Origin of the sequence: Anaeromassilibacillus sp. An250, assembly GCF_002159845.1 — a bacterium.
In the GTDB taxonomy this organism is placed as follows: domain Bacteria; phylum Bacillota; class Clostridia; order Oscillospirales; family Acutalibacteraceae; genus Anaeromassilibacillus; species Anaeromassilibacillus stercoravium.
In genome coordinates this window covers 42,072-66,473 of record NZ_NFJK01000008.1, presented here as the reverse complement: position 1 = coordinate 66,473, position 24,402 = coordinate 42,072, and the positions used below count along the sequence as shown (strand labels likewise).

Genomic DNA, 24,402 nt, shown 5'->3' with positions numbered 1-24,402 from the left:
ACCCGATAAAATCCATGATAAAGTATATAGTAACTATATAGTCAAGAGGATTTTTCAATGCTTGAGAAAAATATGAAATGGACCTTTACAACGGGAGAATTTGCAAAACTTTGTGGGGTCAGCAAACAAACGCTTTTGTACTACGACCGGGTGGGGATTTTTCAGCCGGAGCGTGTCCTGGAAAACGGCTACCGTGTCTATACCTACCTACAGTTTGAAACATTCAATGTGATTGCCACTCTGCGCGAGATGGGAACTCCTATCCAGGAAATCAAATCCTATCTCGACCGCCGCAGCCCGGAGGAGTTTATCCGCCTCTTTGCACAGCAAAAGCGAGAGCTGGAAGAAACGCTTCAAAACATGGAACGGATCCACCGCATGATGGAATCCAAAATTGCCACCACACAAGACGCTTTACAAGTGGATGAAACCAAAATTCTCTTGGAAAAGCAGCCGGAAAGACGGTTGGCCCTGAGCCGACCGATGCAAAACTGGGAGGAACAGGAATACCTTCCTATCCTGACGGAATATCTCAGCATATGCAATCGAAACAATCGGATGCAGAGTTATTCCATAGGCACGGTGGTTCGTTGGAAAGCCCTTCTGGATGGCAACGTTACAGATTGTACCTACTATTTCTGTTCACAGGCCTCAGAGGACACGCCACCTTCGTTCCTCCATTGCCGGCCGGCTGGGACGTACGTGGTTGCATACCACAAGGGGGATTATGATTCTATGACGGAAGCTTACGAGCGCTTGGCTGCGTATATCCGGCATCACCAGTTATCGATAGTCCCGTACTCCTATGAGGACGACCTCTTGGACGAAATAACAAACCAGGATTCTCAAGAGTATCTCACCAAAATTTCCATTCCGATTCTTGAATAAGCAAAAGCGGTATGTGCCCACTGGATCGGCACATACCGCTTTTTATCTGGATCGCTCTATTACGTTCGAAAGAGAATCGATTTGATCCGCTCGGCGGATTCCTTGCAGGCGGCTTCATCCAATCGGGAAAGATGGGTCTGCTGCGCCCGGTCATATGACTCCTTTGCCAGACGGAGCTTTTCCGTCGCCTTTCCCACCTGCTCTTTGTAATCGTGCTGGAACTGCGTCAATTTTTCGGCGTTCTTTTCGTCTGTCCCTGGCTCGACCGCCGCCTCGTATACATCGATGATTTCGTCGGTCGGCAAAGAGGGGAAATATTCGTGTGGGGACGTGCTGTCAAAGATGCAGAAATCCAACTCCCGCACGACCAGCATATCCAAACTCCGCGGGTCAAACGCGCAGTGGTACACTTCCGCTTCGAATCCGGCGTCCACTGCTTTTTTTACCAGCTTCTTGAGCAAGGTGGATTTTCCTGTTCCGGGCCGCCCCTTGATAAAATACCGTTTCCCTAAACACTGCGTGATATTCGCGATATAATCAAAGGATCCGTTGACTGTAGCCGCTCCAAAGTAGCGGTCAATGGCACGCCCCTTTTTCTCTGTATGGCGGTCGCCGATCAACCTGGCTTCCGTTTCCTTTGCCAGTTCGTCGGCCGCACGAAAATCCATTTTCCCGATGTAAACCTTTTCCCATTCATCGTGAATATGCAGCGCTGCTGCAAACAATGCATGGGCCTCATCCAACGCCTTTCGTGTCTGGCGGATATTGTAATCCTCCAGCAAATTCAAAGCGTTGTGCTCTGCATAGAATGGGATATTGATGACGCCCGCAGAGAGGTCTGGCAAAATGATGCCCTCCGGCGTATTGTCCAGACAATTGTGAATCCATTCCACTCGCCGTTTCTGTTCCGCCGCACAATCGCAGATGTCTTCCAAGAGATTTCCCAAGGGTTTTAATGGATAGCCATGCAACGGGACCACACGTTCCAGCGCGCCAAAATTGGATTCATAAAAACTGACATATCCGCGCGAACTATTGCTATTCACAAAATAGTGGATCGCTTGCCTCTGCATAAAGATTCCCCTTTCCTTCCATCAACGGTAACTTTCCCACTTCCTATTGTATGGTCCGGAAAAAGGAAATATCCATCTTTTACGCTTTGGCTTTTTCAGCGATGTCGCGCGCCACAACTATTCCCGTCACAGAAGCCTGCATCAGGCCGCGGGTGATTCCAGCCCCGTCGCCAATCGCATACAAGTTCTTGACTTCTGTTTCAAAATTGCTCTGCACTGCAATTTTGGAGGAATAAAACTTGACTTCCACCCCATAAAGCAGCGTGTTTTTCGAATACAATCCCGGCGCCAGTTTATCAAACGCACGCAGCGCCTCCACGATGCTGGTCAGGTGGCGGTGCGGCAGGACAAAGGAGAGGTCGCCAGGCACCGCATTTTTCAGGGTGGGTATGGTCGTGGATTTTTTCAAACGCGAGACGTCCGTCCGCCTGCCCTTCAGCAGGTCTCCCAAACGCTGCACCATAATTCCCCCGCCCGTCAGCATGTTTCCAAGCTGGGCAATATAGCGGCCGTATTCGATCGGCTGGTGAAACGGCTCGGTAAACTCGGTGGAAACCAACATGGCAAAATTGGTGTTCTCCGTCCGCTTATCCTCATCCGCATAGGAATGGCCATTGACGACCGCGATCCCGCCGTCCTCTCCGTCGTAGTGCTCCTCGCTGACAATCCCGCCGGGATTCATGCAGAAAGTGCGCACCTTGTTTTCAAACGTATCTGAGTAATAAACGAGCTTCGCCTCGTATAAATGGGTGGTCAGGCGATCCATCACCGCATTCGGCACTTCCACGCGCACGCCGATGTCTACTGCATTGTTTTTGGTGGAAAGTCCATTCTGCTGAGCGATGCCGTGCAACCAGTCCGCACCGCCGCGTCCCGGGGCCGCAATCACATAGGGCGCCCGCACAAGCTTTCGTTCCCCTTTGGAATTTGTCAGCCACGCTCCCTGCACGGTTCCCTCTTCGACCAGCAGCGTCTCCGCCGTCGTATGCTCCCAAAAGGTAAAATTCGGGCAAGCGGCGAGATATTGATACATCGCGCGCAGGACTTCAAACGAGTATTCCGTGCCCATATGGCGGACTGGGCAGGGGATCAACTGGATGTTCTCCTTGTGCGCTTCGTAGGCGAGTTCTTCCGCAAACTTATCGCTCTTTCCGTAAATCTTTTTTGGCGCACCGAATTGCAGGTAAATCTCATCCGCATAATGAATCAGCTGACGGACGGTATCCACCGGAAGGTAGTCGGTCAGGTTGCCGCCCACCTCTTCCGAGAGGGAAAGCTTTCCATCGGAAAACGCGCCGGCGCCCGCCCATCCATTCATGATGCTGCACGTCTTGCAGTGGGCGCATTGCCCGCTGGTGCGGGCCGGACAAGCCCGGTGGTCGATGCTGCTTCCAGAATCCACCACCAGCACCTTCTTTTCGGGTGCAAGCCGGTTCATCTCCAATGCCGTAAAAATCCCCGCAGGGCCGGCACCGATAATCAATAAATCATAATCATACATCAAATCATCAACCTCATTCCGATTGGTCTATGCATAGGCAAAACATTGGCATTATAAGCACGTCTTTCTCATTCTGTCAAGCATTTTGAAGATTATCCATAACAGTATGTATCATTTTAAGTTAACGCTATTTCTAATCCATCAAAACAAGCCTATATCCATAGGTCTCTGGTCCTGCTTCAGATGTTTTTCTCCAAAATGTCTATAAAAGCTCTTTCAAAGGATTCATCATCTGAGCGCGTACGCTTTTTCGCCCCAGCGGTCCTTCCACCAGCCCGCCGGATCTTCTGTCCAAGATGGCGTTCAAACAACAGTTGATCCATATTGTGGTCGTCATAGACCATCCCATTTTGGTTCATCGCCTTTGCCCTCTTCCCCAGGGCCAGCGCTGCTACGCCAAAATCCTGGGTCACGACGATGTCCCCCGCTTCCAGGAGGTTCGCCAGACGGATGTCCACACTGTCGCGCCCTTTATCCACCGTAATCACCTTGCTATACCCGTCGTTCAAAATATGGCTGGTATCCAACAGCATCACAACGGGAATGCCCCGCTTTTTCGCCTGCCGCACAATGATCTCCTTTACCGGACAAGCGTCCGCGTCTACTAAAATCTTCATTTGCGCCTCCTCCACCGCACTATTCACTCCTCGCTATTATATACCTAGCTGGAGTACTTGAAAAGCGGCTCGCCTATTCTCTTGCAGTGCAAAATATGTTATACTAAAAGTCCTGCGGGAATATCCGCACATAATCTGTATAGAAAAGGCGGGAATCCGATTGAAGTACAGTTTTCAAAACGATTATAGCGAAGGCGCCCATCCAAAACTGTTGGAGGCTCTCAGACAAGCAGGAAGCAAACAAAACGCAGCCTACGGAAACGATGTACACTGCAAGCATGCGGCTGATCTTCTCCGGAAGGAAATTGGCCGGGAGGATGTGGATGTCCATTTTCTGGAAGGCGGCACACAGGTAAACCTGACAGCGTTGACCGCTTTTTTGCGTCCGCATGAAGCAGCGATCGCGGCAGAAACCGGCCATATCGCCGGGCACGAGAGCGGTTCCATCGAAGCTACCGGCCATAAGGTCTGCACCACCCCGGGAGTAAACGGCAAGCTTACGCCGGAGGGAATCCTGCGCGTATTGGCGGAACATCCGGATGAACATATGGTGAAGCCCAAGCTGGCTTATCTCTCTAATTCTTCAGAGTGTGGAACTGTCTATTCGAAAGCAGAACTGGCCGCCTTAAACCGCTGCTGCCAGGAAAACGGCCTCTATCTCTATATGGATGGCGCACGTCTGGGGAGCGCCCTGTGCGCAAGCGACCTCACCATGCAGGACATCGGCGCCCTGACCGATGCATTCTATGTGGGCGGCACAAAAAATGGCGCTCTACTGGGGGAGGCATTGGTCATCTGCAACGACGCATTAAAGCCGGACTTCCGCTATATTTTAAAGCAGCGCGGTGGAATGCTGGCAAAAGGCCTGGTGCTTGGCGCACAGTTTGAAGCGCTTTTTGAAGACGGCCTCTATTACAAACTTGCTGAACATGCCAATCGGATGGCAGACCTGTTACGGGAAGGCCTGCGCGCTGTAGACTGCGCTTTCTTCTCCGATTCCCCCACCAATCAGATTTTCCCCATTCTCTCCGACTCCCTGATCGAAACGCTCGCACAAGATTATGCGTTTGAAACCTGGGGCCGTGTGGACGCAGGGCATCAAGCGATCCGTTTGGTGACTTCTTGGGCCACTCCGGAAGAGGTCGTTCAGGAATTTGTCCAAGATCTGCACCGCCTTTGTGCCAAATAAGTTCCAACAGAATTGTCATGAAAGTTAACAAACTGTTTCTTCCTTTTTCCAATGTTTCGCGGTAAAATGAGTGCGTCATAAGGCCTATCGATACACTTGGGAAGTGTACAGATTTGCTGCTTCCCCTCTTTTAAGGAGGTATTTCTATGAAAAAAACACTTGTACTATTCCTTGCCGCATTTTTGGCGATCTCCATCTGCGCCTGCACCAATGGTGGCAATGAATCTTCTATGCTGCCCTCTAGCGAACCGCCCGTCTCTTCCGAATCCAGCGTCCCTCAAACACTTAGCTTTGATGGAATGGATTTTACATTTACTGTACCATCTCGCTGGAGTAAGGATGACTACACCGTCAAGGTAGTCAAAGACGATGTGATGAGTTCCCAGGATATCGAATACAGCCACGTAGATTTTCTGTTTAAAGGGAATGCCGACACGCCTTTGCTCTCTATTTGGGCTGCACCCAAAGCATGGTGGGACGATCAGAGTGCCATCGGCGCGGAGCTTCCTTCTCTGCTCCAAGAGACTTCTAACACCGTCTATCTTGCGGATATCCCAACAGAAAATCCTGTCACCGACGAGGAAACAGCAGCGCTTTATGACAAAATGGCCATTACTTTGGAGGAAGTAAAGGAAGGTTTTACCGTTGTTAATCCCTCCTCTTCCAGTGTAGAACCCACTTATGTCGATGGAGTCCTCCAGGATGGAACGATGAACACCATCACTATCCAAACGGCAGATGGCAAAGAACTTCTCTTTAATAAAGAAGGTGCAGAAGTCAACGAGCCAGACGGGCTAATTATTGGGGACATGCTGCGTGTCTATTACGATGGCACCATTCATGGCACCGATACGGAAGGGGTTACGGTAACTAAAATCGAAAAAATTTCTTAAAATCCAGACGTTAAAAAATGCCCATCGTTTTATAGCGATGGGCATTTTTTACTCTAGAGGCAAAATCTTATTTCTTTTCGAGAGAGGACGCCACCGAAGCTTCGACTACTTCCTCTTCTTCCCGGTCATTGGTCCAATGGAGCTTATCAAAAATATAGAACAACAGGCCCATAATCATGCCGACGACACAGGCAAGAACCATTCCCGTAAGCTGGACGCCGCCAAAATTCAGCGAAATACCGGAAAGCCCGGTAACGAATACAACCGCAGTCAGGGCCTGATTTCTCGCCTTACCATAATCGACCTTAGCGTCTACGAGGATACGTAGGCCAGAAGCACCAATCATCCCATACAGCAGGAAAGAAATGCCGCCGATAACCGGCCCTGGGATGCTGCTGATAAGCGCAGAAAGTTTGCCAATAAATGCGCAGACCATAGAGAATACAGCCGCCCCACCGATAACCCAAACGCTATACACTTTGGTCATCGCCATTACGCCGATGTTCTCGCCATAAGTCGTTGTCGGGACAGAGCCAATCAAGCCGGAAAGCGCCGTAGAAAAGTTATCTGCAAACAGGGAGCGATGCAAGCCCGGATCTTTCAGCAAATCACGACCGACCACCTTGCTGGTGACAATCTGGTGGCCAATATGCTCCGAGGCAATCACCAACAATACTGGCAGCATCGTGACAATGGCCTCCATATTGAACTTTGCCAGTTGGAAATGCGGCAACGAAAAGAACGACGCATCGGCAACCGTCTGAAAATCAACAATCCCTGCGATGCATGCTGCAACATATCCTGCAATGATCGCAATAAGAATCGGGATCACGGCGAGGAATTTACGGAACAGGATTGAACCGAATACCGCTACACAGAGGGTAATCAGGAACACGACAACGTTTTTCATGTCGATGGTTTCGTCCAGCAGGCCGGCATTGCTGGCAGCATTGGATGCCAACTCCAGGCCAATCAACGCCACCACCGGCCCCATAGCCGCTGGGGGCAATACGTAATCGATCCAATTGGTTCCGAACTTATAGACAATCAGCGCCAAAATACAGCCACAAATGCCCACGGCCACAAAGCCGCCCTGGGCATATTCAAAGCCATACTTCTGAATGACAACCCCTCCCGCCGCAAGGAAGGCGAAGCTGGAACCGAGGTATGCCGGCGCACGGCCTTTGGTAATCAGGATGAACAACAGGGTTCCAACGCCGTTCATCAATAGAACGATCGCCGGGTCAATGCCAAAGACCGAGGGCACCAACACTGAAGCGCCGAACATGGCAAACATGTGCTGGATACTTAAGGGGATGGCCTGGCTGAGAGGCGGCCGTTCGTTGACCTGGATAATTTTGCTTGACATGGTACTCTCCTCATTTCCTTTCGGCTTCTCCGCACAAACCATTTTTCGACGGAAAAACCATATGATTTATGAATCGGTCAGAGAAACCCTTTCCAAGAAATGCACTCAAAAACATGGGAAGTCCTTCTAGTATAAAATTCCTCCGAAGATAGATCTTTCTTTTATAATCTTCTTCCCCCCATTTTGCGGCGCACTTCTGTTCCTAAAAGGCCATTTCTCCACCGCATTCACCGAAAAAAAAGGCCCGCCCGAAGCAGTTTATCCGCTTCGGAGTGAGCCTCTTAGAAACCGCAACCAGCTTAGGAAATCCAACTTTTTATCCGTTTTCCCTACGCCGCTGGTGGTCTCTAAAGATTACAACTATTGACGCTTAAATGCGCTCTTTGGCGCACCACAAATCGGACAGACCCAATCATCCGGAAGCTCTTCAAAGGAAAGGTCGGGATCGTCATACACATAGCCGCAGATGGTACAAATAAACTCCTCGCCATCGTTGTGGTCGTCCACTGCCTCGGTCGCGCGGTAAGTAGGTGCATTTTTGGGTGCCGTCCCTTTGATGACCTTGTGGTAATAATCGTAGGTCATCGGTTTCCCCTTGGACGTGTCGCTGCCCGCCACCACTTCTGCAATGAAAATCGTATGTGTTGGCGTATCTACACTGTTTACGACCTTACAAAGGAACCAGCAACAAATATTCTCTTTCACAACGGGCAGCCCTTCCACCAAGATCTTATGGCGGACATTCTTGAGCTTGTCCGTGTCCCGTCCGGAATTAAAGCCCAACGCTCCAATCACCGCACCAGAGGTATCCTCGGAGAGCACAGAAACCGTGAAGATTCCTTCCTTTTTGATACATTCATAGCTATAATTGTCGCGGTTCATGCTGAGGGCAATTTGATTCGGCGTATTCGTCACTTGAAAAACTGTATTGACGATACAAGCAGAAACCTTTTTGTCATTTTTTACACCAATCGCATACATCCCGTAAGACAGGTTGAAAAGTGTCTCGTCCTTCATGAAAAACAAACACCTCCGATGGGCATTCATTGCCCCTATTCTTATCTATGTTACCACGAAGAGCGGACAGATACAAGGTAAATTTGCCGTTTTCTACAAATTATTTTCAGAAAATCCGATTTGCTCCGCTTTTTGGACAGGATTCTACTAAAGATTCCCAGAGTTTTTAATACGTTCCCAATAGGCGCGATAAGCCTGTTCCGTTTTATTTTCCCCATATTCATAATAGTGGGTCCCTTGCAGATTCTCTGGCAGGTACTGTTGCACCACCCAGTGGTTTGGATAATCATGAGGATATTTGTAAAATTGTCCTTTTACAGGATTATCTGCGCCGTCAAAATGCTTGTTTTGTAATTGCCGTGGGATTGGCCCCGCTTTTCCCGCGCGCACATCCTCCCTCGCTGCAAGAATCGCATTGTGGCCGCTGTTGGACTTTGGTGCATTGCATACGAGAAGCACCGCGTCCGCCAGCGGAAACTGCGCTTCCGGCAGGCCCACCATGAGCGCTGTATCCACCGCAGCTTTGACAATGGGGATGATCTGCGGATAAGCAAGCCCTACATCCTCGCTGGCACACACCAACAGCCTGCGGCAGGCGGATGGCAGATCTCCCGCCTCCAACAGGCGCGCCAGATAATGGATCGCCGCATCGGGATCCGAACCGCGCATCGACTTTTGATAGGCGGACAGGATGTCATAATGCTCGTCCCCTTCCCGGTCGTATTTCATAGCGCTGCGCTGGGTCAGCTCCCTTGCCCCCTCCAGCGTTACAAGCCGCACATCGCCCTGTTCCTGAGAGGACAGGGCGCAGAGTTCCACTGCATTCATCGCTTTGCGCACGTCCCCGCCGCAGGCAGTGGCGATGTGTTTCACCACGCCGTCCTCCAAGCGCAGCGGGCTGTGCAGGTCCTCTTCCATCACATGGAATGCCCGCTCCACCGCAGGACAGATTTCTTCCGGCTGTACCGCCTTAAATTCAAACACGGTGGACCGGCTCAAAATCGCATTATAGACATAAAAATATGGATTCTCCGTTGTAGAAGCGATCAGAGTAATCTGCCCGTTTTCGATGAATTCCAAAAGCGTCTGTTGCTGTTTTTTATTAAAGTACTGGATCTCGTCCAAATAGAGCAGCACGCCGTTCACTGCGTCCAGACGGTCCAGGCCCGCAACCACTTCGCGGATGTCCGCGGTCGAAGCAGTGGTCCCGTTCAATTTGCAGAGTTTGCGGTTGGTCTGCTTTGCGATGATGGAAGCCAATGTCGTCTTTCCCACGCCGGATGGGCCGTAGAAGATCAGATTGGGGATCACCCCAGAGGCAAGAATCCTGCGCAGGGGTTTCCCTTCCCCCAGCAGATGGCGCTGGCCTACCATCTCATCCAGCGTTTGGGGACGGATGCGGTCCGCCAATGGGCGCATCAAAAGTTCCTCCTTTACCGGAAAGCCGCACTGTACTTGATTCGTACAGTGCGGCTTTTTCAATGTATAAATTCAGGTTTGGACTTCCTTATGCATAGAGCGGATAACGCGTGCAAATCTCCGTGACCATGCCGCGAATCTTTTCCTTGCTGTTGTCGAAGTCGTTGATCGCCAATGCGATGCACTCCGCAATGGTGTCCATATCGGCCACGGTCAAACCGCGGGTCGTGATGGCCGCCGTGCCAAGGCGCAGGCCGCTTGTGGTGAATGGGCTGCGCTGCTCGTTCGGAACCGTATTCTTGTTTGCGGTGATGTACACCTCATCCAGGCGGTGCTCCAGTTCCTTGCCGGTCAATTCCTGGCCGGTAAGATCCACCAGCATCAGATGGTTATCCGTGCCGCCGGAGACGAGCTTCACGCCGCGCTTGAGAAGGCCATCCGCCAATGCGGAAGCGTTGGCAACGATGTTGTGCGAATACTGCTTGAATTCCGGCTTCAATGCCTCACCGAAGCAAACCGCCTTGCCTGCGATGATGTGCATCAGCGGGCCGCCCTGCGTGCCGGGGAAGATCGCCTTGTCGATCGCCTTGGCGTACTCCTCTTTGCACAGGATCATGCCGCCGCGCGGACCGCGCAGGGTCTTATGCGTGGTGGTAGTCACTACGTCTGCGTAAGGCACCGGGTTGGGGTGGTCGCCGCCCGCCACCAGGCCTGCAATGTGCGCCATATCCACCATAAAGAGAGCGCCACAGGCGTCGCAGATCTCACGGAACTTTGCAAAGTCGATCACGCGCGGATAAGCGCTGGCGCCCGCGACAATCAGCTTCGGCTTGACCTGCATGGCCTGCTCATAAAGCTGGTTGTAATCGATGCGGCCCGTCTCCGGGCTGACACCATAGGCGACAAAGTTAAAATAGCTGCCGGACATATTCACCGGGGAACCATGGGTCAGATGGCCGCCCTCTGCCAGATTCATGCCCATGACCGTATCGCCGGGCTTGAGCAGGGCAAAATAAACGCCCAGGTTTGCCTGTGCACCCGCATGCGGCTGCACATTGGCGTGCTCGGCGCCGAACAGCTTGCAAGCACGGTCGCGCGCGATGTTTTCCACAACGTCAACATACTCGCAGCCGCCGTAGTAGCGCTTGCCTGGGTAGCCCTCTGCATACTTATTGGTGAGCACGCTACCCATTGCGGCAAGCACCGCCGGGGAAACCATGTTCTCGGAAGCGATCATTTCCAGGTTGCGCTGCTGGCGCTTGAGTTCATCCTGCATGGCCGCGCCGACTTCGGGGTCCGCCTGAGACACAAATCCAATTGTGTCCATCATATCTTTGTACATTTCGTTCCTCTCTCCTTGGTTGGTATTGGCCGCCAGCCGTCCCGGTCCTGGGCACGACTCCCGCCTGTATCTTGTTATCCATTATATCCTTTCTGCCGATAAAACGCAACACCTTCCGCCGCAGCTTTCCATTTTATCCAGAAAACGGACAAACTTCCCAGCCGCCCTTTCCAAGCCCACTACATCAGGAACCGGCGCAGGAAAAACAAAAGCAACAAATGGATGGGATACACCCAATAGAACACGTATTTGTTGAGCGCTCTTCCCCGCTGCCCATTGTAAAGCAGGATCGGAAGCACAGCAACCGGCGCCGCCAATTGGAGCGTCATATGATTGAGCAGCGAAAAGCCGGTATTGAGGATGGTAAAGAGGATGGTTCCCCTCGCGGGAGACGTCCGGCAAATATAAAAGACAATCACCAATCCCACGCCAAAGGCCCCGTAATCGGTCTGCAAGATCTCTGCGAGTCCCGCCAGCCCTGCCACCCCCACAAGGCTCCAAAAGGGCCTCTCTGGAGCGAAACGCTTCAAAAGTTCGCAGGCCGCCAATCCCAAAAATAATGTAAAAAAGACGTTTTGGGATTGCATCCAGAGGGCGGTATTGTGACACGCCAGATCAAACGGAATCTCCGACAGCAAGGCAAAGCCCAGCAGCCGCCCCAGATAGCGCTTGCTATCGGAGGTGTGGACGGCCCCTTCCGCCAAAAGGAAGCAATACAAAGGAAATGCCAGCCGCCCCAGCACCCGCAAGCCCTGCATCTGAGGGAATAGGACCATCCCGGTGTGATCGATCAACATCGAAATCATTGCCAGAATTTTTAGCCAAAACCCGGACATAACCACCCTCCTCGATTTTCAAAATTTTCTTCATCATAGGGATTTTTCCTTGGTTTGTCAACTTGTGCTTTCTTCGGTTTTCGTATACAATAAACTCATAGTCGAATTCCGTCGACCGGTAGAAATGGATCTGGAACAAGGAGATGCAGCAGAATGACAGAAAAGCAACGCGCGGTCCTGGCGGTGGAAGCTTTAAAGAAGGAATATCCCGATGCAATTTGTTCGTTGACCTATACAGAACCGCTTCAATTGCTGATCGCCACGCGCTTATCCGCGCAGTGCACGGACGCACGTGTCAACATGGTGACCCCTGCGCTTTTTGAGCGCTTCCCCACGCTAAATGCCTTTTGCGACGGGCCTGTGGAGGACATTGAAGAGATCATCCGCTCCTGCGGATTGTATAAGACCAAGGCGCGCGATATTTATGCGATGTGCAACAAACTGCGCAGCGATTACAACGGCGTCGTGCCGGACACGGTGGAAGAATTGACCAAACTCCCCGGCGTGGGCCGCAAAACCGCCAACCTCGTGGTGGGCGACATTTATCACAAACCTGCGGTTGTAACGGATACCCACTGTATCCGTATCTGTGGGCGTTTGGGACTGAGCGAAGGGAAAGAGCCCTTGAAGGTAGAGAAACAGCTCCGCGCAGTCCTGCCGATGGACGAGGCAAACGATTTCTGCCACCGATTGGTCCTTCATGGGCGCGCTGTCTGCGACGCACGCAAGCCGAAATGTGAAATTTGCTGTATGCGTGCATTCTGTAAATACGCACAAGAAACACCTGTTGCGGAAAAAAAGGAGGGCAAGAAATGAAAAAGCTTTTGATCGTGGTGGATTATCAGAACGATTTTGTGTCCGGCTCCCTTGGGTTTCCAGAGGCGGAGGCACTGGAACCGAAGCTGCACAAAAAAGTGCAGGACTATCTCGACGCAAAGGACGATGTTGTCTACACCATGGATACCCACGGGGAAAATTATCTCGACACGCAGGAGGGGAAAAAACTTCCCATCCCGCATTGCCTGTGTGGTTCCGAGGGCTGGCAGCTGCACGGTCGCCTACGCTATCAGATGGCTTACTGCACCTTCTTCGAAAAGAACACCTTCGGTAGCCTCGACCTTCTGCACTATTTGGAGGAAAAACGCTACGATGTGATCGAACTGGTCGGCGTTGTCAGCAATATCTGCGTCATCTCCAATGCGATTTTGGCAAAGGCCGCACAGCCGGAGGCACAAATTATCGTCGACGCACAGTGCGTGGCCAGCAACGACCCGGCCATGCAGGAAAAGGCATTCGACATTCTGGAAAACCTGCACATCGATGTGGTCAATCGCTGATGTAACGATTTACCACGCAAAAATTAATTTTTAAAAACTACTTGACAGATTTCTGTTGACCGGCGTATAATGACACCAAAATAAAACATTTTGAAATCCAACGAGCAAAAGTGAGTACCCTGTAAAACGGTGGCACAGAGAACCGGCGGTTGGTGGGAAGCCGGAGCATACGATGCAGGCGAATGGGTTTGTGAGGAGCATGGAGAAAGGGTTTCCGAGTAACCATCGCCGTGGTTCCCGCGTTATGGGAAAGGGTATTGAGGCAAAAGCTGCGTACCTTCGTTGATTTTGCCATGTACCTGTTAAAAGCGGAACGGTTTCGTTCCGGAATTTGGGTGGCACCACGAGTCTATCGTCCCATACGGACGGTAGGCTCTTTTTGTTTGCCAAAATACATTCTTGCTAAAGGAGATGCGCATATGTTGTACCCCACTTTGACGGAAGTACAGGAACTTTTGGAAGAATACGACGTTGTCCCTGTGTTTTATGAGGTCCTGTCCGATTCCATGACCCCGATCCACATTTTCAATGCCCTCAAGGAGCAAAGCGACACCTGCTTCATTTTGGAAAGTGTCGACAACACACAGTGGGGCCGCTACTCCTTCATTGGCATCCATCCGAAGATGGAAATCCGCATCAAAAATGGTTTGGCGACCGTTGCGGAAGGAAATTCGGAATCCCACACCCCGATCGACAACCCGATTTCCTTCCTGACAGAGATCCTGAACCGGTATAAGTCCCCCAGCTTTCCCAACCGCCCCAAATTGACCGGCGGGCTGGTCGGCTACTTTGGTTATGACACTGTCCGCTACATGGAGAAAAAATTGAGCCATCCCCCCAAGGATGACCTCGACCTGCCCGACTGCCACCTCTTCCTTTACGACCGTCTGGTGGCCTTCGACCATCTATCCAACAAGACGGTCATCATACAAAACATTCATCGAAATGAGGACCTCACAAACCGGTATGCTGCCTGCGAAGCAGAAGCAGAGCGCCTGGGAGCCTATCTCACAGAATTCACGCCCCTCCCCCATGTGCCGAACAACCACCCAGCTCCCATCGTAGAGACGAACATCACCAAGGAGCAGCATCTGGAAAACATCCGCAGGGCGCAGCAATACATCAAAGAGGGCGATATTTTCCAAGTGGTCCTCTCCCGCCGGCTGGAGGTCCCGAACCCGCCGGATGCGTTCGACGTGTACCGTTGCCTGCGTTCCGCCAACCCCTCCCCCTACCTCTATTATTTTAAGCTCAAAGATTACGAAATCGTCGGCGCCTCCCCGGAGATGCTCGTCAACGTGACAAAGGGCATCGTCTCCACCAAGCCGATTGCCGGTACCTCCAAACGCGGCCTGACCGAAGCGCAGGACAAAGAGCTGGAACGCGACCTTCTCAAGGACCCGAAGGAAAAGGCCGAACATACCATGCTGGTGGACCTGGGCCGCAATGACGTAGGAAAGGTTTCCAAGTTCGGCACCGTGGAAGTGACCAGCTTCATGAAGGTGGAGCGTTATTCCCAGGTGATGCACATTGTCAGCGATGTAAAGGGCATGCTGCGGGACGACAAGACCGCGTTGGACGCCTTGCTTTCCGTCCTCCCGGCGGGCACGCTCTCCGGCGCGCCAAAAGTGCGCGCAATGGAGATCATCGACGAACTGGAACCCACCAAACGCGGACTGTACGGCGGCACGGTCGGTTATCTCGGCTTTGACGGAAACATTGACACCTGCATCGCCATCCGCACCGTGCTGTTCAAAAACAACCGGGCTTATGTACAGGCGGGCGGCGGCATTGTCGCCGATTCCGTGCCGGAAAAGGAATTCGAAGAGAGCGAAAACAAGGCACGCGCAGTCATCAACGCCATCGAGCAGGCGTGCAACCTTTGAGAAAGGCAGGGAGACAGCCATGATCTTAATCATCGATAACTACGATTCGTTTACGTATAACCTATATCAATACATCGGCAAATTCTACCAGGACATCCTTGTCAAACGCAACGATGAAATCACATTGGAGGAAATCGAAATGCTTGCGCCGCAGGCGATCGTTATCTCCCCCGGCCCCGGTTATCCGGCAAGCGCCGGTATTTCCGTCGCTGCGATTCAGAAGTTCAGCGGATCCATTCCGATTCTTGGCGTTTGCCTAGGGCACCAATCCATTGGGGAAGCGTTCGGCGGCAAGACGGTGCATGCCAAAACACTGATGCACGGCAAAGCCAGTGAGATCACCATCCAAAACAAAAATCCGCTCTTCTCCGGCCTGCCGGAAAGGGTAACCGTTGGCCGGTACCACTCCCTGATTTCCGACCGCGACACCCTTCCCGCCTGCTTAGAGATCCTTGCAGAGGACGAAGACGGCGAAATTATGGCGTTCGCCCATAAGGAACACCCCACCTACGGCGTGCAGTTCCACCCTGAATCGATTCTGACCGAATGCGGCCTGAAAATTCTGGAAAATTTCTGTGACCGCATCGCACATCTGCCCATCACCGGCCGTACGGAATCCGCCGTCCCTCCGGCGCAGCGCAATCTCTTAAAGCCATATATCTTCAAAATCATCGAGGGCGAAGATTTGACCGAAGCGGAAGCGGTCGAGGCGATGGACTGCATTATGTCCGGCGGCGCGACAAACGCGCAGATCGGTTCCTTTGTAACCGCGCTGCGCATGAAGGGAGAAACCATCCCGGAGATCACCGGCTTTGCCCGCGTGATGCGCCAGAAGGCACAGCCCATGCCGGGATGCTCGGATTCCATCGACATCGTCGGCACAGGCGGCGACATGGTGGGCACGTTTAACATCTCCACCACATCGGCATTTGTCGCCGCGGGCGCTGGCGCGCGCGTCGCCAAGCACGGCAACCGCAGCGTTTCCAGCCGGAGCGGCGCCGCAGACGTTTTAGAAGCGCTCGGCATGAAGATTGCCATGACGCCCGACCAGGCTGCACAAAGTCTGAACACCTGCGGGCTTTCGTTTCTTTTTGCCCAATCGTTCCACGGTTCCATGCGTTTTGCCGCCGCACCCCGCAAGGAGATCGGCGTGCGCTCTGTGTTCAACATTCTCGGCCCGCTCGCAAATCCGGCACAGGCGGATTATATCCTGCTCGGCGTTTATGACGAGGACCTGATGGAGCCCATGGCGCGCGTGCTGATGAATTTGGGCATCAAAGGCGCCATGCTTGTCCACGGGAACGACGGGCTGGACGAGATCACCATTTCCAACACCACCCGCGTCTGTGAGATTCGCGATGGCAAGCTCATCAAATACGATTTGGACCCGCGTGACTATGGGATGGAATTGGCGGAGCTGTCCTCTGTGGTCGGCGGCACCGCACAGGAAAATGCGCAGATCACCATGGATATCCTCCAGGGAAAGCCCGGCCCTTGCCGGGACATTGTCCTCCTGAACGCGGGCTGTGCGCTGTATACTATCCAAAAAGCGGCGTCCATCGAAGAGGGGATCGCCCTGGCCAAGGATTCCATCGATTCTGGGAAAGCATTGAAAAAGCTGAACGAATTCAAAGCCTTCACACATTCCATCCAATAAGGAGAACATTCCATGATTTTAGACGATATTGTTTGTAAGCGAAAAGAACAGCTTGCGCGGGAAATGGCCGCCGTGCCGCTCGAAGCCGTTCAGAAGGCGGCGCAGAACCGGCGGGAACCGACGCGGGATTTTGCCAAGGCTTTGCAAGGGGACCGGCTCGCCGTGATCGCTGAGGTAAAGAAGGCCTCCCCCTCCAAAGGGCTAATCCGCGCTGATTTTCATCCGGTGGAGATCGCCAAGGCTTATGAGCAGAACGGCGCAAACGCGCTCTCGGTTTTGACGGAAGAACACTATTTCCAGGGAAAAAGCGATTATCTGCGCGCCATCCGTGCGGCGGTCTCACTCCCCATTCTGCGCAAGGATTTTATCATCGACCCCTACCAAATCTATGAGGCGCGCGCCATGGGCGCGGACGCCATTCTATTGATCGCCGCCCTATTGGATACCAAAACCCTCCGGGCGTTTGCGGAAATTGCACACGGCCTGGGCCTCGCCTGCCTGACAGAGGTGCACAACGAGGAAGAACTCGCCTCCGCCCTGGCCGCTGGCAGCGACCTGCTTGGCATCAACAACCGTAATTTGAAAACCTTTGTGGTCAGCCTAACCGTCACCGGACGGCTGGCCCCTCTGGTACCGGAAGGGCATGTACTCGTCTCGGAAAGCGGCATCCGGGATAACGGCGACATGAAAGCCGTCCGAGAGCATGGCGCGGACGCCGTATTGATCGGGGAGACGCTGATGCGAAGCGGCGACATCGGGCGCTCCCTGCAAGAATTGAGGCGGGACGTATGAAGCTCAAGCTCTGCGGCATCCGGCGTGCCGAGGATATTTCCTATGTGAACGCCTTCCCGCCGGACTACATCGGGTTTGTCTTTGCCAAAAGCAAACGGCAGGTATCGGCGGAGCAGGCGGCCGCGCTCTCCAAGGGACTGCGCGCGGGGATTCAAACCGTCGGTGTATTTGTCAATGAACCAATTGAGCACTTGCTACAAATCGCAGAACGTGCTAGACTGGATGTGTTGCAGCTTCACGGGGATGAGGACGCCGCTTACATCGAAACCCTCCGGCAGCGTACAAAAAGGCCCATTTGGAAGGCGGTGCGCGTCACGGATGCAGAAAGCATCCGCCGGTCGGAACAGCTCCCCGTAGACCTTCTCCTCTTGGACAGCTTTTCCCCCACCGCCTATGGAGGAAGCGGCAAGGTGGCCAATTGGCCTGCGATCCGGGAGGCAAACCCGCAGAAGCCCTTTTTCCTCGCGGGCGGGTTGACGGCGGAAAACCTTTTCGAAGCAGTGGAAGCTGTCCATCCCGCCGGGGTGGACCTTTCGGGAGGCATCGAAACCGGTGGCTGCAAGGACAGGGAAAAAATTCGCGCAGTGGTTACACAATTTCAGGCGTTGCAGGACGCCCAGGGGATCAAGCAGGAAGGAAGGACAACATGAGTAAAATCGGAAGATACGGCGAATACGGCGGCCAATATGTGCCGGAAACCGTGATGAACGCGGTACACGAGCTGGAAGCCGCCTACGCAACATATAAAGACGACCCAGATTTTCAAAAGGAGCTCTCCTGGTACTATCAGAACTATGCCGGAAGGCCCTCCATGCTCTACTATGCGGAGAAAATGACAAAGGATCTCGGCGGCGCAAAGATCTATATCAAGCGCGAGGACCTCAACCATACGGGCTCCCATAAGATCAACAATGTCCTGGGCCAGATTTTGCTGGCGAAACGCATGGGCAAAAAGCGCATCATTGCGGAGACTGGAGCGGGCCAGCATGGCGTGGCGACAGCGACCGCCGCCGCGCTGTTCGGGATGGAATGTGAAGTCTATATGGGTGCAACGGATGTGGAACGCCAATCGCTCAACGTCTACCGCATGGAGCTGTTGGGCGCAAAGGTGATACCGGTCCACAGCGGCACCGCTACGCTGAAGGACGCCATCAACGAGGCCATGCGTGACTGGACCACCAACGTGGAAACCACCCATTATCTGATCGGTTCCGTAATGGGCCCTCACCCCTATCCACAGATGGTGCGCGACTTTCAGAAGATCATTGGGCAGGAGGCCAAGCGCCAATTGATGGAAATCGAGGGCAGGTTACCCGACGCCGTCTGTGCCTGTGTGGGCGGCGGCTCCAACGCCATGGGGATGTTCTACGACTTCATCCCCGACGAATCGGTCCGACTGCTCGGCGCAGAAGCAGCGGGTGAAGGTGTGGACACCGACCGGACGGCGGCGACGATTTCCAGGGGCCGCGCGGGGATCTTCCATGGTATGAAGTCCATCTTCCTGCAAAATGAAGAGGGACAGATTGCGCCGGTCTACTCGCTCTCCGCGGGGCTGGACTATCCGGGAATTGGCCCGGAGCACGCGCAGCTCGCCAAGACCGGCCGCGGCGAATACTTTGCCATCACGGACGAAGAGGCGGTATGTGCCTTTGAATATCTCTCCCGTATGGAGGGGATTATCCCGGCGATCGAATCCGCACATGCTGTTGCGCTGGCTTGCAAGATCGCTCCGACCATGCGCAAGGATCAAACCATGATCATCTGCCTGTCCGGACGCGGCGACAAGGACGTTTATCAGGTGGCAAGATACAGGGGGGTAAAGCTCAATGAACAGGATTGACGCGACATTTCAGAAATTGCAAGAGCAGGGCCGCAAGGCGCTGATTCCGTTTGTGACCGCGGGCGACGCCGGCCTGGACACCACAGAGCAGCTTGTTTTGCAGTTGGAGGCTTCCGGGGCGGATATCATCGAATTGGGCGTCCCTTTTTCCGATCCCATCGCGGAAGGGCCGGTCATCCAGGAAGCCAGCGTCCGCTCCCTGGAGAATGGGACGAAACTGGTTGATATTTTCGATTTGGTCAAACGCTTGCGGGAAAAGACGCAGGTTCCTCTTCTGTTGATGCTTTACATCAACAGCATTTTCGGCTTCGGTACGGAGCGTTTTTTCCAGCTATGCGCCGAGAGCGGCGTGGACGGTGTAATCGTCCCCGATCTGCCCTATGAAGAACAGGATGAAATCCAAGAGGCCGCGGACCGTGCGGGTGTGTATTCCATCAGCATGGTGGCCCCCACCTCTCAAGAGCGCATTGCGATGATCGCCAGCGCCGCCAAGGGATTCCTGTACTGTGTTTCCTCCACCGGCGTCACCGGTATGCGCAAGGAGTTTACCACGGATTTTGATGCATTTTTCCATACCATCCGCCAATCTGCACATATCCCCTGCGCTGTGGGATTTGGCCTCTCCGGGCCAGAACAGGCCAAAGCGATCAGCGCCTACTGCGACGGCGTGATCGTGGGCAGTGCCATTGTGAAAATAGTGGCTGAATCCGGCAAGGACTGCGTGGAACCGGTTGGACGCTTCACCGTTTCTCTGCGCAAAGCGCTGGATTCCTAAACTTTTGCAATTTTTTGCCCGTCATGGTATCATAAACTCCAAATGTTCTACATTGGAGGAATGAATACCATGGCGGGAATTTTATATAGTATCGGCGTTGGGCCCGGAGATCCGGAACTTCTCACACGCAAGGCGGAACGTCTCATTCGCAGTTGCCCGGTCCTTGCGGCCCCTGGCGGCCGGGACAGCACATCCTTTCGCATTGCCGTACAAGCAATCCCGGAGATCACGGAGAAGCCCTGTCTTTCCCTACGCCTTCCTATGACGCGCGACCCACAGGTGCTGAAGGAAAGCCATCGGCTTGCGGCGGAACAAGTAGCAGAAGTTCTGAAAAGCGGCCAGGACGTCGCCCTGCTCACTTTGGGCGACCCTTCGATCTATTCCACCTGCATATATGTCCAACAACAAATACAAAGCATGGGGTTTCCCTATCAAATGGTCGCCGGTGTGCCCTCCTTCTGTGCGGCCGCGGCAGCGCTGGGCGAAAGCCTGACCGAAGCGGACAAACCTCTGCGGATCTTGCCCGCCTCTTACCCTTGTGCGGAACCGGAGCTCGATGCCCCGGGCGTCAAGGTCCTGATGAAAAGCGGCAAACAGTTTGCCAACGTGAAGCGGCTTTTAACGGAAAAGGGCCTCTCTGAACACACCAGCGTTGTGCAAAACTGTGGGATGCCGGGGGAAGCGCTCTATCCTACGCTTTCCCAAGCGGGCGACACCGCCGGATACTTTTCCCTATTGATCGTAAAGGAGCTGTAAAACAGAAAGGGGGAAAAATGGTATGATCTCCATCGAAAAAGCAGAAGAATGGTTGGCAGAGCTGTTGGACGAGCTTCCGGAAGCCTTCTTTCAAGAACTCAACGGCGGCGTCTGCCTCCTCCCCGATGCAAAGCCGGACCCGGACTTTCCCGGAGAGGACCTCTACATTTTGGGCGAATACTGCCAGGACCCCTATTTAGGTAGAAGCATCGTCATCTATTACGGGTCCTTTGAACCCGTCTTCGGAGATTTATCTCCGCTGGAACTGCGCCGTGAGCTGCGCGATACCCTCCGGCACGAATTCCGCCATCATGTGGAAGCCTTGGCCGGTGAAAACGGCCTGGATTTGGAGGACGAGGCATGGCTGGCAGAGTATTTGGAGGAAAGCCGTCCCGTACGCGATCCAGAAAAAGCTGCCCAAAAGGCCTATGAAAAGGGATTGGCCGATGGGAAACGCTCCAAGTGGTGGAACCGGCGTAAAAAAGAATAGAGTCAACGCAAAAACACCGCATACGGAGCACGTATGCGGTGTTTTGCTTCGGTGATTTGGTCACAGAACTTTTTGGGCATCTCCCATATACTAAGAACAACAAAACACAAACTACACGAAAGGAGACATTCACATGTCTGTTTTACATCTTACAAAAGAAACCTTCGCCAATGAAGTGCTGCATACCTCCCTGCCGGTCTTAATTGATTTCTGGGCCCCGTGGTGCGGCCCGTGCCGCATGGTCTCCCCCATGATCGACCAACTTGCGCAGGAATTGAAGGGTACTGCCAAGGTCTGCAAAATCAATATAGACGAGGAACCCGAGCTGGCTTCCGCGTTCGGCGTCATGAGCATCCCCACGCTCCTGGTCATCCAGGACGGAAAAATCGTCGCCCAATCGGTCGGCCTCAAAGCCAAAGAGCAAATCAAGCAGATGATCCCCGTCTGATGGTCATTCCCTCGCCAGTGCATTCAACGCTTTGCGGTCCAACAGCCGGATTCCCTTGCGGGAGACCTCCACCAACCCTTCGTTCTGAAAATACTTCAACATGCGCGACACCACTTCCCGTGCGCTGCCCATATGGTGGGCGATCTGTTCATGCGTCAGCGTGACGGCGTCGTTCCCTTCCAGAGCGGCTTGTTCCAATAGGAAAATCGCCAACCGGCGGTCGAACTTCATAAAAACAATCTGCTCGACGACCCACATCACGTCTGAAAAGCGTGCGGAAATGGTCTCCTGCAAAAATGTCTGCACCGCCAGATTGCTCTTGCCAAGGGCATCGTAGGCGGAAGCTTGGATGAGATAGAGTTCCGTCTCTTCTTCAGTATCCACATAGATGTCAAAGGAAATATTTTTCAGGATGCACGATGCAGAGAGGAAACAGACATCTCCATCGAGCAAGCGATATAAAGTGATTTCTTTTCCTTCGTCAGACATCAGATACGCCCGCAGCTGCCCGCGTTTTACAGCAAGCACCCCTGTACACCCCTCCAAACCGCTGTGAATTCGGCTGCCTTTTGGATACACATAGCACCGCGTTTGCGATAAAAGTTTCTGCTGTTCCCGCAGAGTCAACCCTTTCCAAAATGGGAACGTCTCTTCCAAAAAGCGCAGATCAAGCGGTTCCATATGCACTCCCCTTTTCCTCGTAACATTGTATACCCAGTATAGCATAATCCAAAGAGGAAAGGGAAAGAAGTGTGCAAAAAATCTTCAGTAGGAAGAAATCCTACTGAAGATTTTTGTTTTACGGAACAATTTCAAATTCCTGTGCACCGAAGGCGCCCGGGGCAATCTCATAAGCGGCGAACACCACAACCGGATTTCCTTTTTCATTCAAATAGAATTTGGTATTTTCATCCACCGTGGTAAATCCTTCGATTCCGTCACTGCCATCCCAGTAAACCAGATTCTCGTCCTCTGCCATACGCTGCTGCATCTGCTCTCGGATGCTCGCATTCGCAATAGAGACATAATCCTCTCCCAGGATATCCTCCAAGGTCAGCGCCTTGTCGTCTTTTAAGTCGATGTTGTAGAAATATTGCACGTTATACGCATTGCACCAGTTCTCGTTTGCCGTAAGTTCCAGAGAAAGGCGCGTATCCGACTGGTATTTCACATCGTACTGAACATCAACCTTGATATCCTTCTGTGCAAATTCTTCCTCCGTGCCTCCTGTTGCAATGAACGCCTCTTTGTACTCCGCGATTTGCTGTTCCGCCTGCGCTTTGTAGTCATCCACAATCTTCTGGATTTCTGCATTTACATCGGCTACAACGCCGCTGTCTTCTTCTCCTTCAATCTGAGGGACTTCCATCTGAATGGTCTTATCCTCGTCCTCCTGAACGTAGCTTCTCCAGGTGACGACTTGGACAATGCCTCCCACCACCGGAACCTTGGCAACTGCTGCTGCAAAGGGTTCGCTGACATTCAATGCTGCAACGAAACAGATCACCAAACACGCTGCCGTAGCCGCTACTCGTTTTCCATACCGTTTGAATAGATGCATTTCGTTTTCTCCTTTTCTCAATTGTGTTTGTTGTATGGCTTGATGAACCGTCTCTGAAAGTTCGCTGGGAATTTCTGTCGCATCATAAATCTTTTTGGAATCACGGATACGATCTTCTTTGTTCATGCCAATCCCTCCTCGTAAGTCATCTTGATTTGTTTCAGCGCCGAATAGAGACGGTATTTCACTGTGCTAAGCTTCGCCCCCGTTACCTTGGCGATCTCTGCCAAGGAGAAATCCTCATAAAAACGCAGGACCACTACGGTTTTCATCTTTTCCGGGAGCTTTTGCACCTGTTCATAAATTTCCATCGCCTGGTGGTCTTCCTCCACCGGCGTATCTTGAATGCGCTGCAAATCCCCTGGCTCATAGGAATATTCCCGTTTTCCCTTCTGCAGCGCGGTTAAGCATTCATTGACCAAAACCCGGTAGAACCAGGTCTTCACATAGTCGGTGTTGCGAATCGAGGTATAATGCTCCAATGCCTTGACAATCGCATTCTGTACAATATCGAGGGCTGCATCCGCATTATGGACATAGGAAAAGGCAAGCCGGTAAAATTTATCCTGATTTTCCAGCAAATAGCTAACAATTTGTTCGCGCAACTCCTCCTTCATAATGCCCCTCCTTCCTGTTGCTTTTTCTACTCTTTAGATCGGCGAACACTGGCAAAAGTTAGTCCCTTACAATTTTTTCTATACTTTATCATTATTTCG

Annotated in this window: 25 protein-coding genes and 1 other annotated feature; of the genes, 14 read left to right on the top strand and 11 right to left on the bottom strand. The window is 52.7% G+C overall.

Translation table 11 applies throughout. The features are described 5' to 3' along the window. The first annotated feature begins 57 nt into the window (after nt 1–57). Complete coding sequence (locus B5F54_RS08685; protein WP_087233256.1) at nt 58–888, top strand: MerR family transcriptional regulator; 831 nt, start codon at nt 58–60, stop codon at nt 886–888. A 59-nt stretch (nt 889–947) separates the two neighbouring features. On the opposite strand, the gene B5F54_RS08680 is transcribed toward B5F54_RS08685, so the two are convergent. The 3 genes from B5F54_RS08680 to B5F54_RS08670 form a co-directional block, all read right to left on the bottom strand. After that, nucleotides 948–1,961, bottom strand: a complete 1,014-nt coding sequence (locus B5F54_RS08680) for a hypothetical protein (RefSeq protein WP_087233253.1) — start codon at nt 1,959–1,961, stop codon at nt 948–950. 79 nt (nt 1,962–2,040) lie between these two features. After that, nucleotides 2,041–3,462, bottom strand: coding sequence for an NAD(P)/FAD-dependent oxidoreductase (locus B5F54_RS08675; protein ID WP_087233251.1), 1,422 nt, complete (start codon nt 3,460–3,462; stop codon nt 2,041–2,043). A gap of 179 nt (nt 3,463–3,641) precedes the next feature. After that, entirely contained in the window at nt 3,642–4,079 is a 438-nt protein-coding gene (locus tag B5F54_RS08670; protein WP_087233248.1) for a YaiI/YqxD family protein, read from the bottom strand. 160 nt (nt 4,080–4,239) lie between these two features. Between B5F54_RS08670 and B5F54_RS08665 the strand changes: the two genes are divergently transcribed. Together B5F54_RS08665 and B5F54_RS08660 are read left to right on the top strand one after the other, a co-directional pair. Continuing rightward, nucleotides 4,240–5,268 (top strand): threonine aldolase family protein, encoded by a 1,029-nt coding sequence (locus tag B5F54_RS08665; protein ID WP_087233246.1) that lies wholly within the window; start codon nt 4,240–4,242, stop codon nt 5,266–5,268. A gap of 146 nt (nt 5,269–5,414) precedes the next feature. After that, complete coding sequence (locus B5F54_RS08660) at nt 5,415–6,161, top strand: hypothetical protein (protein ID WP_087233242.1); 747 nt, start codon at nt 5,415–5,417, stop codon at nt 6,159–6,161. A gap of 67 nt (nt 6,162–6,228) precedes the next feature. On the opposite strand, the gene uraA is transcribed toward B5F54_RS08660, so the two are convergent. The 5 genes from uraA to B5F54_RS08635 all read right to left on the bottom strand — a co-directional run bounded on the left by uraA (nt 6,229) and on the right by B5F54_RS08635 (nt 12,144). Then, nucleotides 6,229–7,530: a uracil permease gene (uraA, locus tag B5F54_RS08655; RefSeq protein ID WP_087233239.1), complete on the bottom strand. Its 1,302-nt coding sequence runs from the start codon at nt 7,528–7,530 to the stop codon at nt 6,229–6,231. Between the two features lie 360 nt (nt 7,531–7,890). Continuing rightward, the gene (locus B5F54_RS08650) at nt 7,891–8,547 is read right to left on the bottom strand and encodes a flavin reductase (protein ID WP_087233236.1); all 657 of its coding nucleotides are present in this window, start codon (nt 8,545–8,547) and stop codon (nt 7,891–7,893) included. Between the two features lie 147 nt (nt 8,548–8,694). After that, a complete protein-coding gene (locus tag B5F54_RS08645) occupies nt 8,695–9,966 on the bottom strand; it encodes a replication-associated recombination protein A (protein ID WP_087233233.1) in 1,272 nt (423 codons plus the stop codon). Between the two features lie 88 nt (nt 9,967–10,054). Further along, nucleotides 10,055–11,308 (bottom strand): serine hydroxymethyltransferase, encoded by a 1,254-nt coding sequence (gene glyA / locus B5F54_RS08640; RefSeq protein WP_087233230.1) that lies wholly within the window; start codon nt 11,306–11,308, stop codon nt 10,055–10,057. A gap of 179 nt (nt 11,309–11,487) precedes the next feature. Further along, nucleotides 11,488–12,144 (bottom strand): TraX family protein, encoded by a 657-nt coding sequence (locus tag B5F54_RS08635; RefSeq protein ID WP_087233228.1) that lies wholly within the window; start codon nt 12,142–12,144, stop codon nt 11,488–11,490. A gap of 153 nt (nt 12,145–12,297) precedes the next feature. On the opposite strand from B5F54_RS08635, the gene nth reads away from it, so the two are divergent. From nth to trxA, 11 genes are all read left to right on the top strand, one after another. Further along, nucleotides 12,298–12,960, top strand: a complete 663-nt coding sequence (gene nth, locus B5F54_RS08630) for an endonuclease III (RefSeq protein ID WP_087233225.1) — start codon at nt 12,298–12,300, stop codon at nt 12,958–12,960. Next, nucleotides 12,957–13,481 (top strand): cysteine hydrolase family protein, encoded by a 525-nt coding sequence (locus tag B5F54_RS08625; RefSeq protein WP_087233222.1) that lies wholly within the window; start codon nt 12,957–12,959, stop codon nt 13,479–13,481. Before nth ends, B5F54_RS08625 begins: the two co-directional genes overlap by 4 nt. 91 nt (nt 13,482–13,572) lie before the next feature. Then, nucleotides 13,573–13,844 (top strand) — a binding site (T-box leader). Nucleotides 13,845–13,900: 56 nt separating this feature from the next. After that, entirely contained in the window at nt 13,901–15,367 is a 1,467-nt protein-coding gene (trpE, locus tag B5F54_RS08620; RefSeq protein ID WP_087233219.1) for an anthranilate synthase component I, read from the top strand. Continuing rightward, entirely contained in the window at nt 15,252–17,024 is a 1,773-nt protein-coding gene (locus tag B5F54_RS08615; protein WP_330396772.1) for a bifunctional anthranilate synthase component II/anthranilate phosphoribosyltransferase, read from the top strand. Before trpE ends, B5F54_RS08615 begins: the two co-directional genes overlap by 116 nt. Before the next feature lie 12 nt (nt 17,025–17,036). Further along, nucleotides 17,037–17,816: an indole-3-glycerol phosphate synthase TrpC gene (gene trpC / locus B5F54_RS08610; RefSeq protein WP_087233213.1), complete on the top strand. Its 780-nt coding sequence runs from the start codon at nt 17,037–17,039 to the stop codon at nt 17,814–17,816. After that, complete coding sequence (locus B5F54_RS08605; RefSeq protein ID WP_087233210.1) at nt 17,813–18,466, top strand: phosphoribosylanthranilate isomerase; 654 nt, start codon at nt 17,813–17,815, stop codon at nt 18,464–18,466. The genes trpC and B5F54_RS08605 overlap by 4 nt, the downstream gene beginning before the upstream one ends. After that, complete coding sequence (trpB, locus tag B5F54_RS08600; RefSeq protein WP_087233207.1) at nt 18,463–19,656, top strand: tryptophan synthase subunit beta; 1,194 nt, start codon at nt 18,463–18,465, stop codon at nt 19,654–19,656. Before B5F54_RS08605 ends, trpB begins: the two co-directional genes overlap by 4 nt. Then, nucleotides 19,643–20,431 carry a tryptophan synthase subunit alpha gene (gene trpA / locus B5F54_RS08595; protein WP_087233204.1) on the top strand — a complete coding sequence of 263 codons (789 nt, stop codon included), beginning with the start codon at nt 19,643–19,645 and terminating at the stop codon, nt 20,429–20,431. Before trpB ends, trpA begins: the two co-directional genes overlap by 14 nt. A gap of 69 nt (nt 20,432–20,500) precedes the next feature. Next, entirely contained in the window at nt 20,501–21,187 is a 687-nt protein-coding gene (gene cobI / locus B5F54_RS08590; protein WP_087233201.1) for a precorrin-2 C(20)-methyltransferase, read from the top strand. Nucleotides 21,188–21,209: 22 nt separating this feature from the next. Further along, on the top strand, nt 21,210–21,677 hold the full coding sequence (locus B5F54_RS08585) for a metallopeptidase family protein (RefSeq protein ID WP_140400346.1): 468 nt from the start codon (nt 21,210–21,212) through the stop codon (nt 21,675–21,677). A 133-nt stretch (nt 21,678–21,810) separates the two neighbouring features. Then, nucleotides 21,811–22,125 (top strand): thioredoxin, encoded by a 315-nt coding sequence (gene trxA, locus B5F54_RS08580; RefSeq protein WP_087233198.1) that lies wholly within the window; start codon nt 21,811–21,813, stop codon nt 22,123–22,125. A gap of 3 nt (nt 22,126–22,128) precedes the next feature. On the opposite strand, the gene B5F54_RS08575 is transcribed toward trxA, so the two are convergent. From B5F54_RS08575 to B5F54_RS08565, 3 genes are all read right to left on the bottom strand, one after another. Beyond that, on the bottom strand, nt 22,129–22,806 hold the full coding sequence (locus tag B5F54_RS08575) for a Crp/Fnr family transcriptional regulator (protein ID WP_172749652.1): 678 nt from the start codon (nt 22,804–22,806) through the stop codon (nt 22,129–22,131). Between the two features lie 118 nt (nt 22,807–22,924). Continuing rightward, nucleotides 22,925–23,812: an RsiV family protein gene (locus tag B5F54_RS08570; RefSeq protein WP_087233191.1), complete on the bottom strand. Its 888-nt coding sequence runs from the start codon at nt 23,810–23,812 to the stop codon at nt 22,925–22,927. Then, nucleotides 23,809–24,303: an RNA polymerase sigma factor gene (locus B5F54_RS08565; protein WP_087233189.1), complete on the bottom strand. Its 495-nt coding sequence runs from the start codon at nt 24,301–24,303 to the stop codon at nt 23,809–23,811. The genes B5F54_RS08570 and B5F54_RS08565 overlap by 4 nt, the downstream gene beginning before the upstream one ends. Nucleotides 24,304–24,402 lie beyond the last annotated feature (99 nt).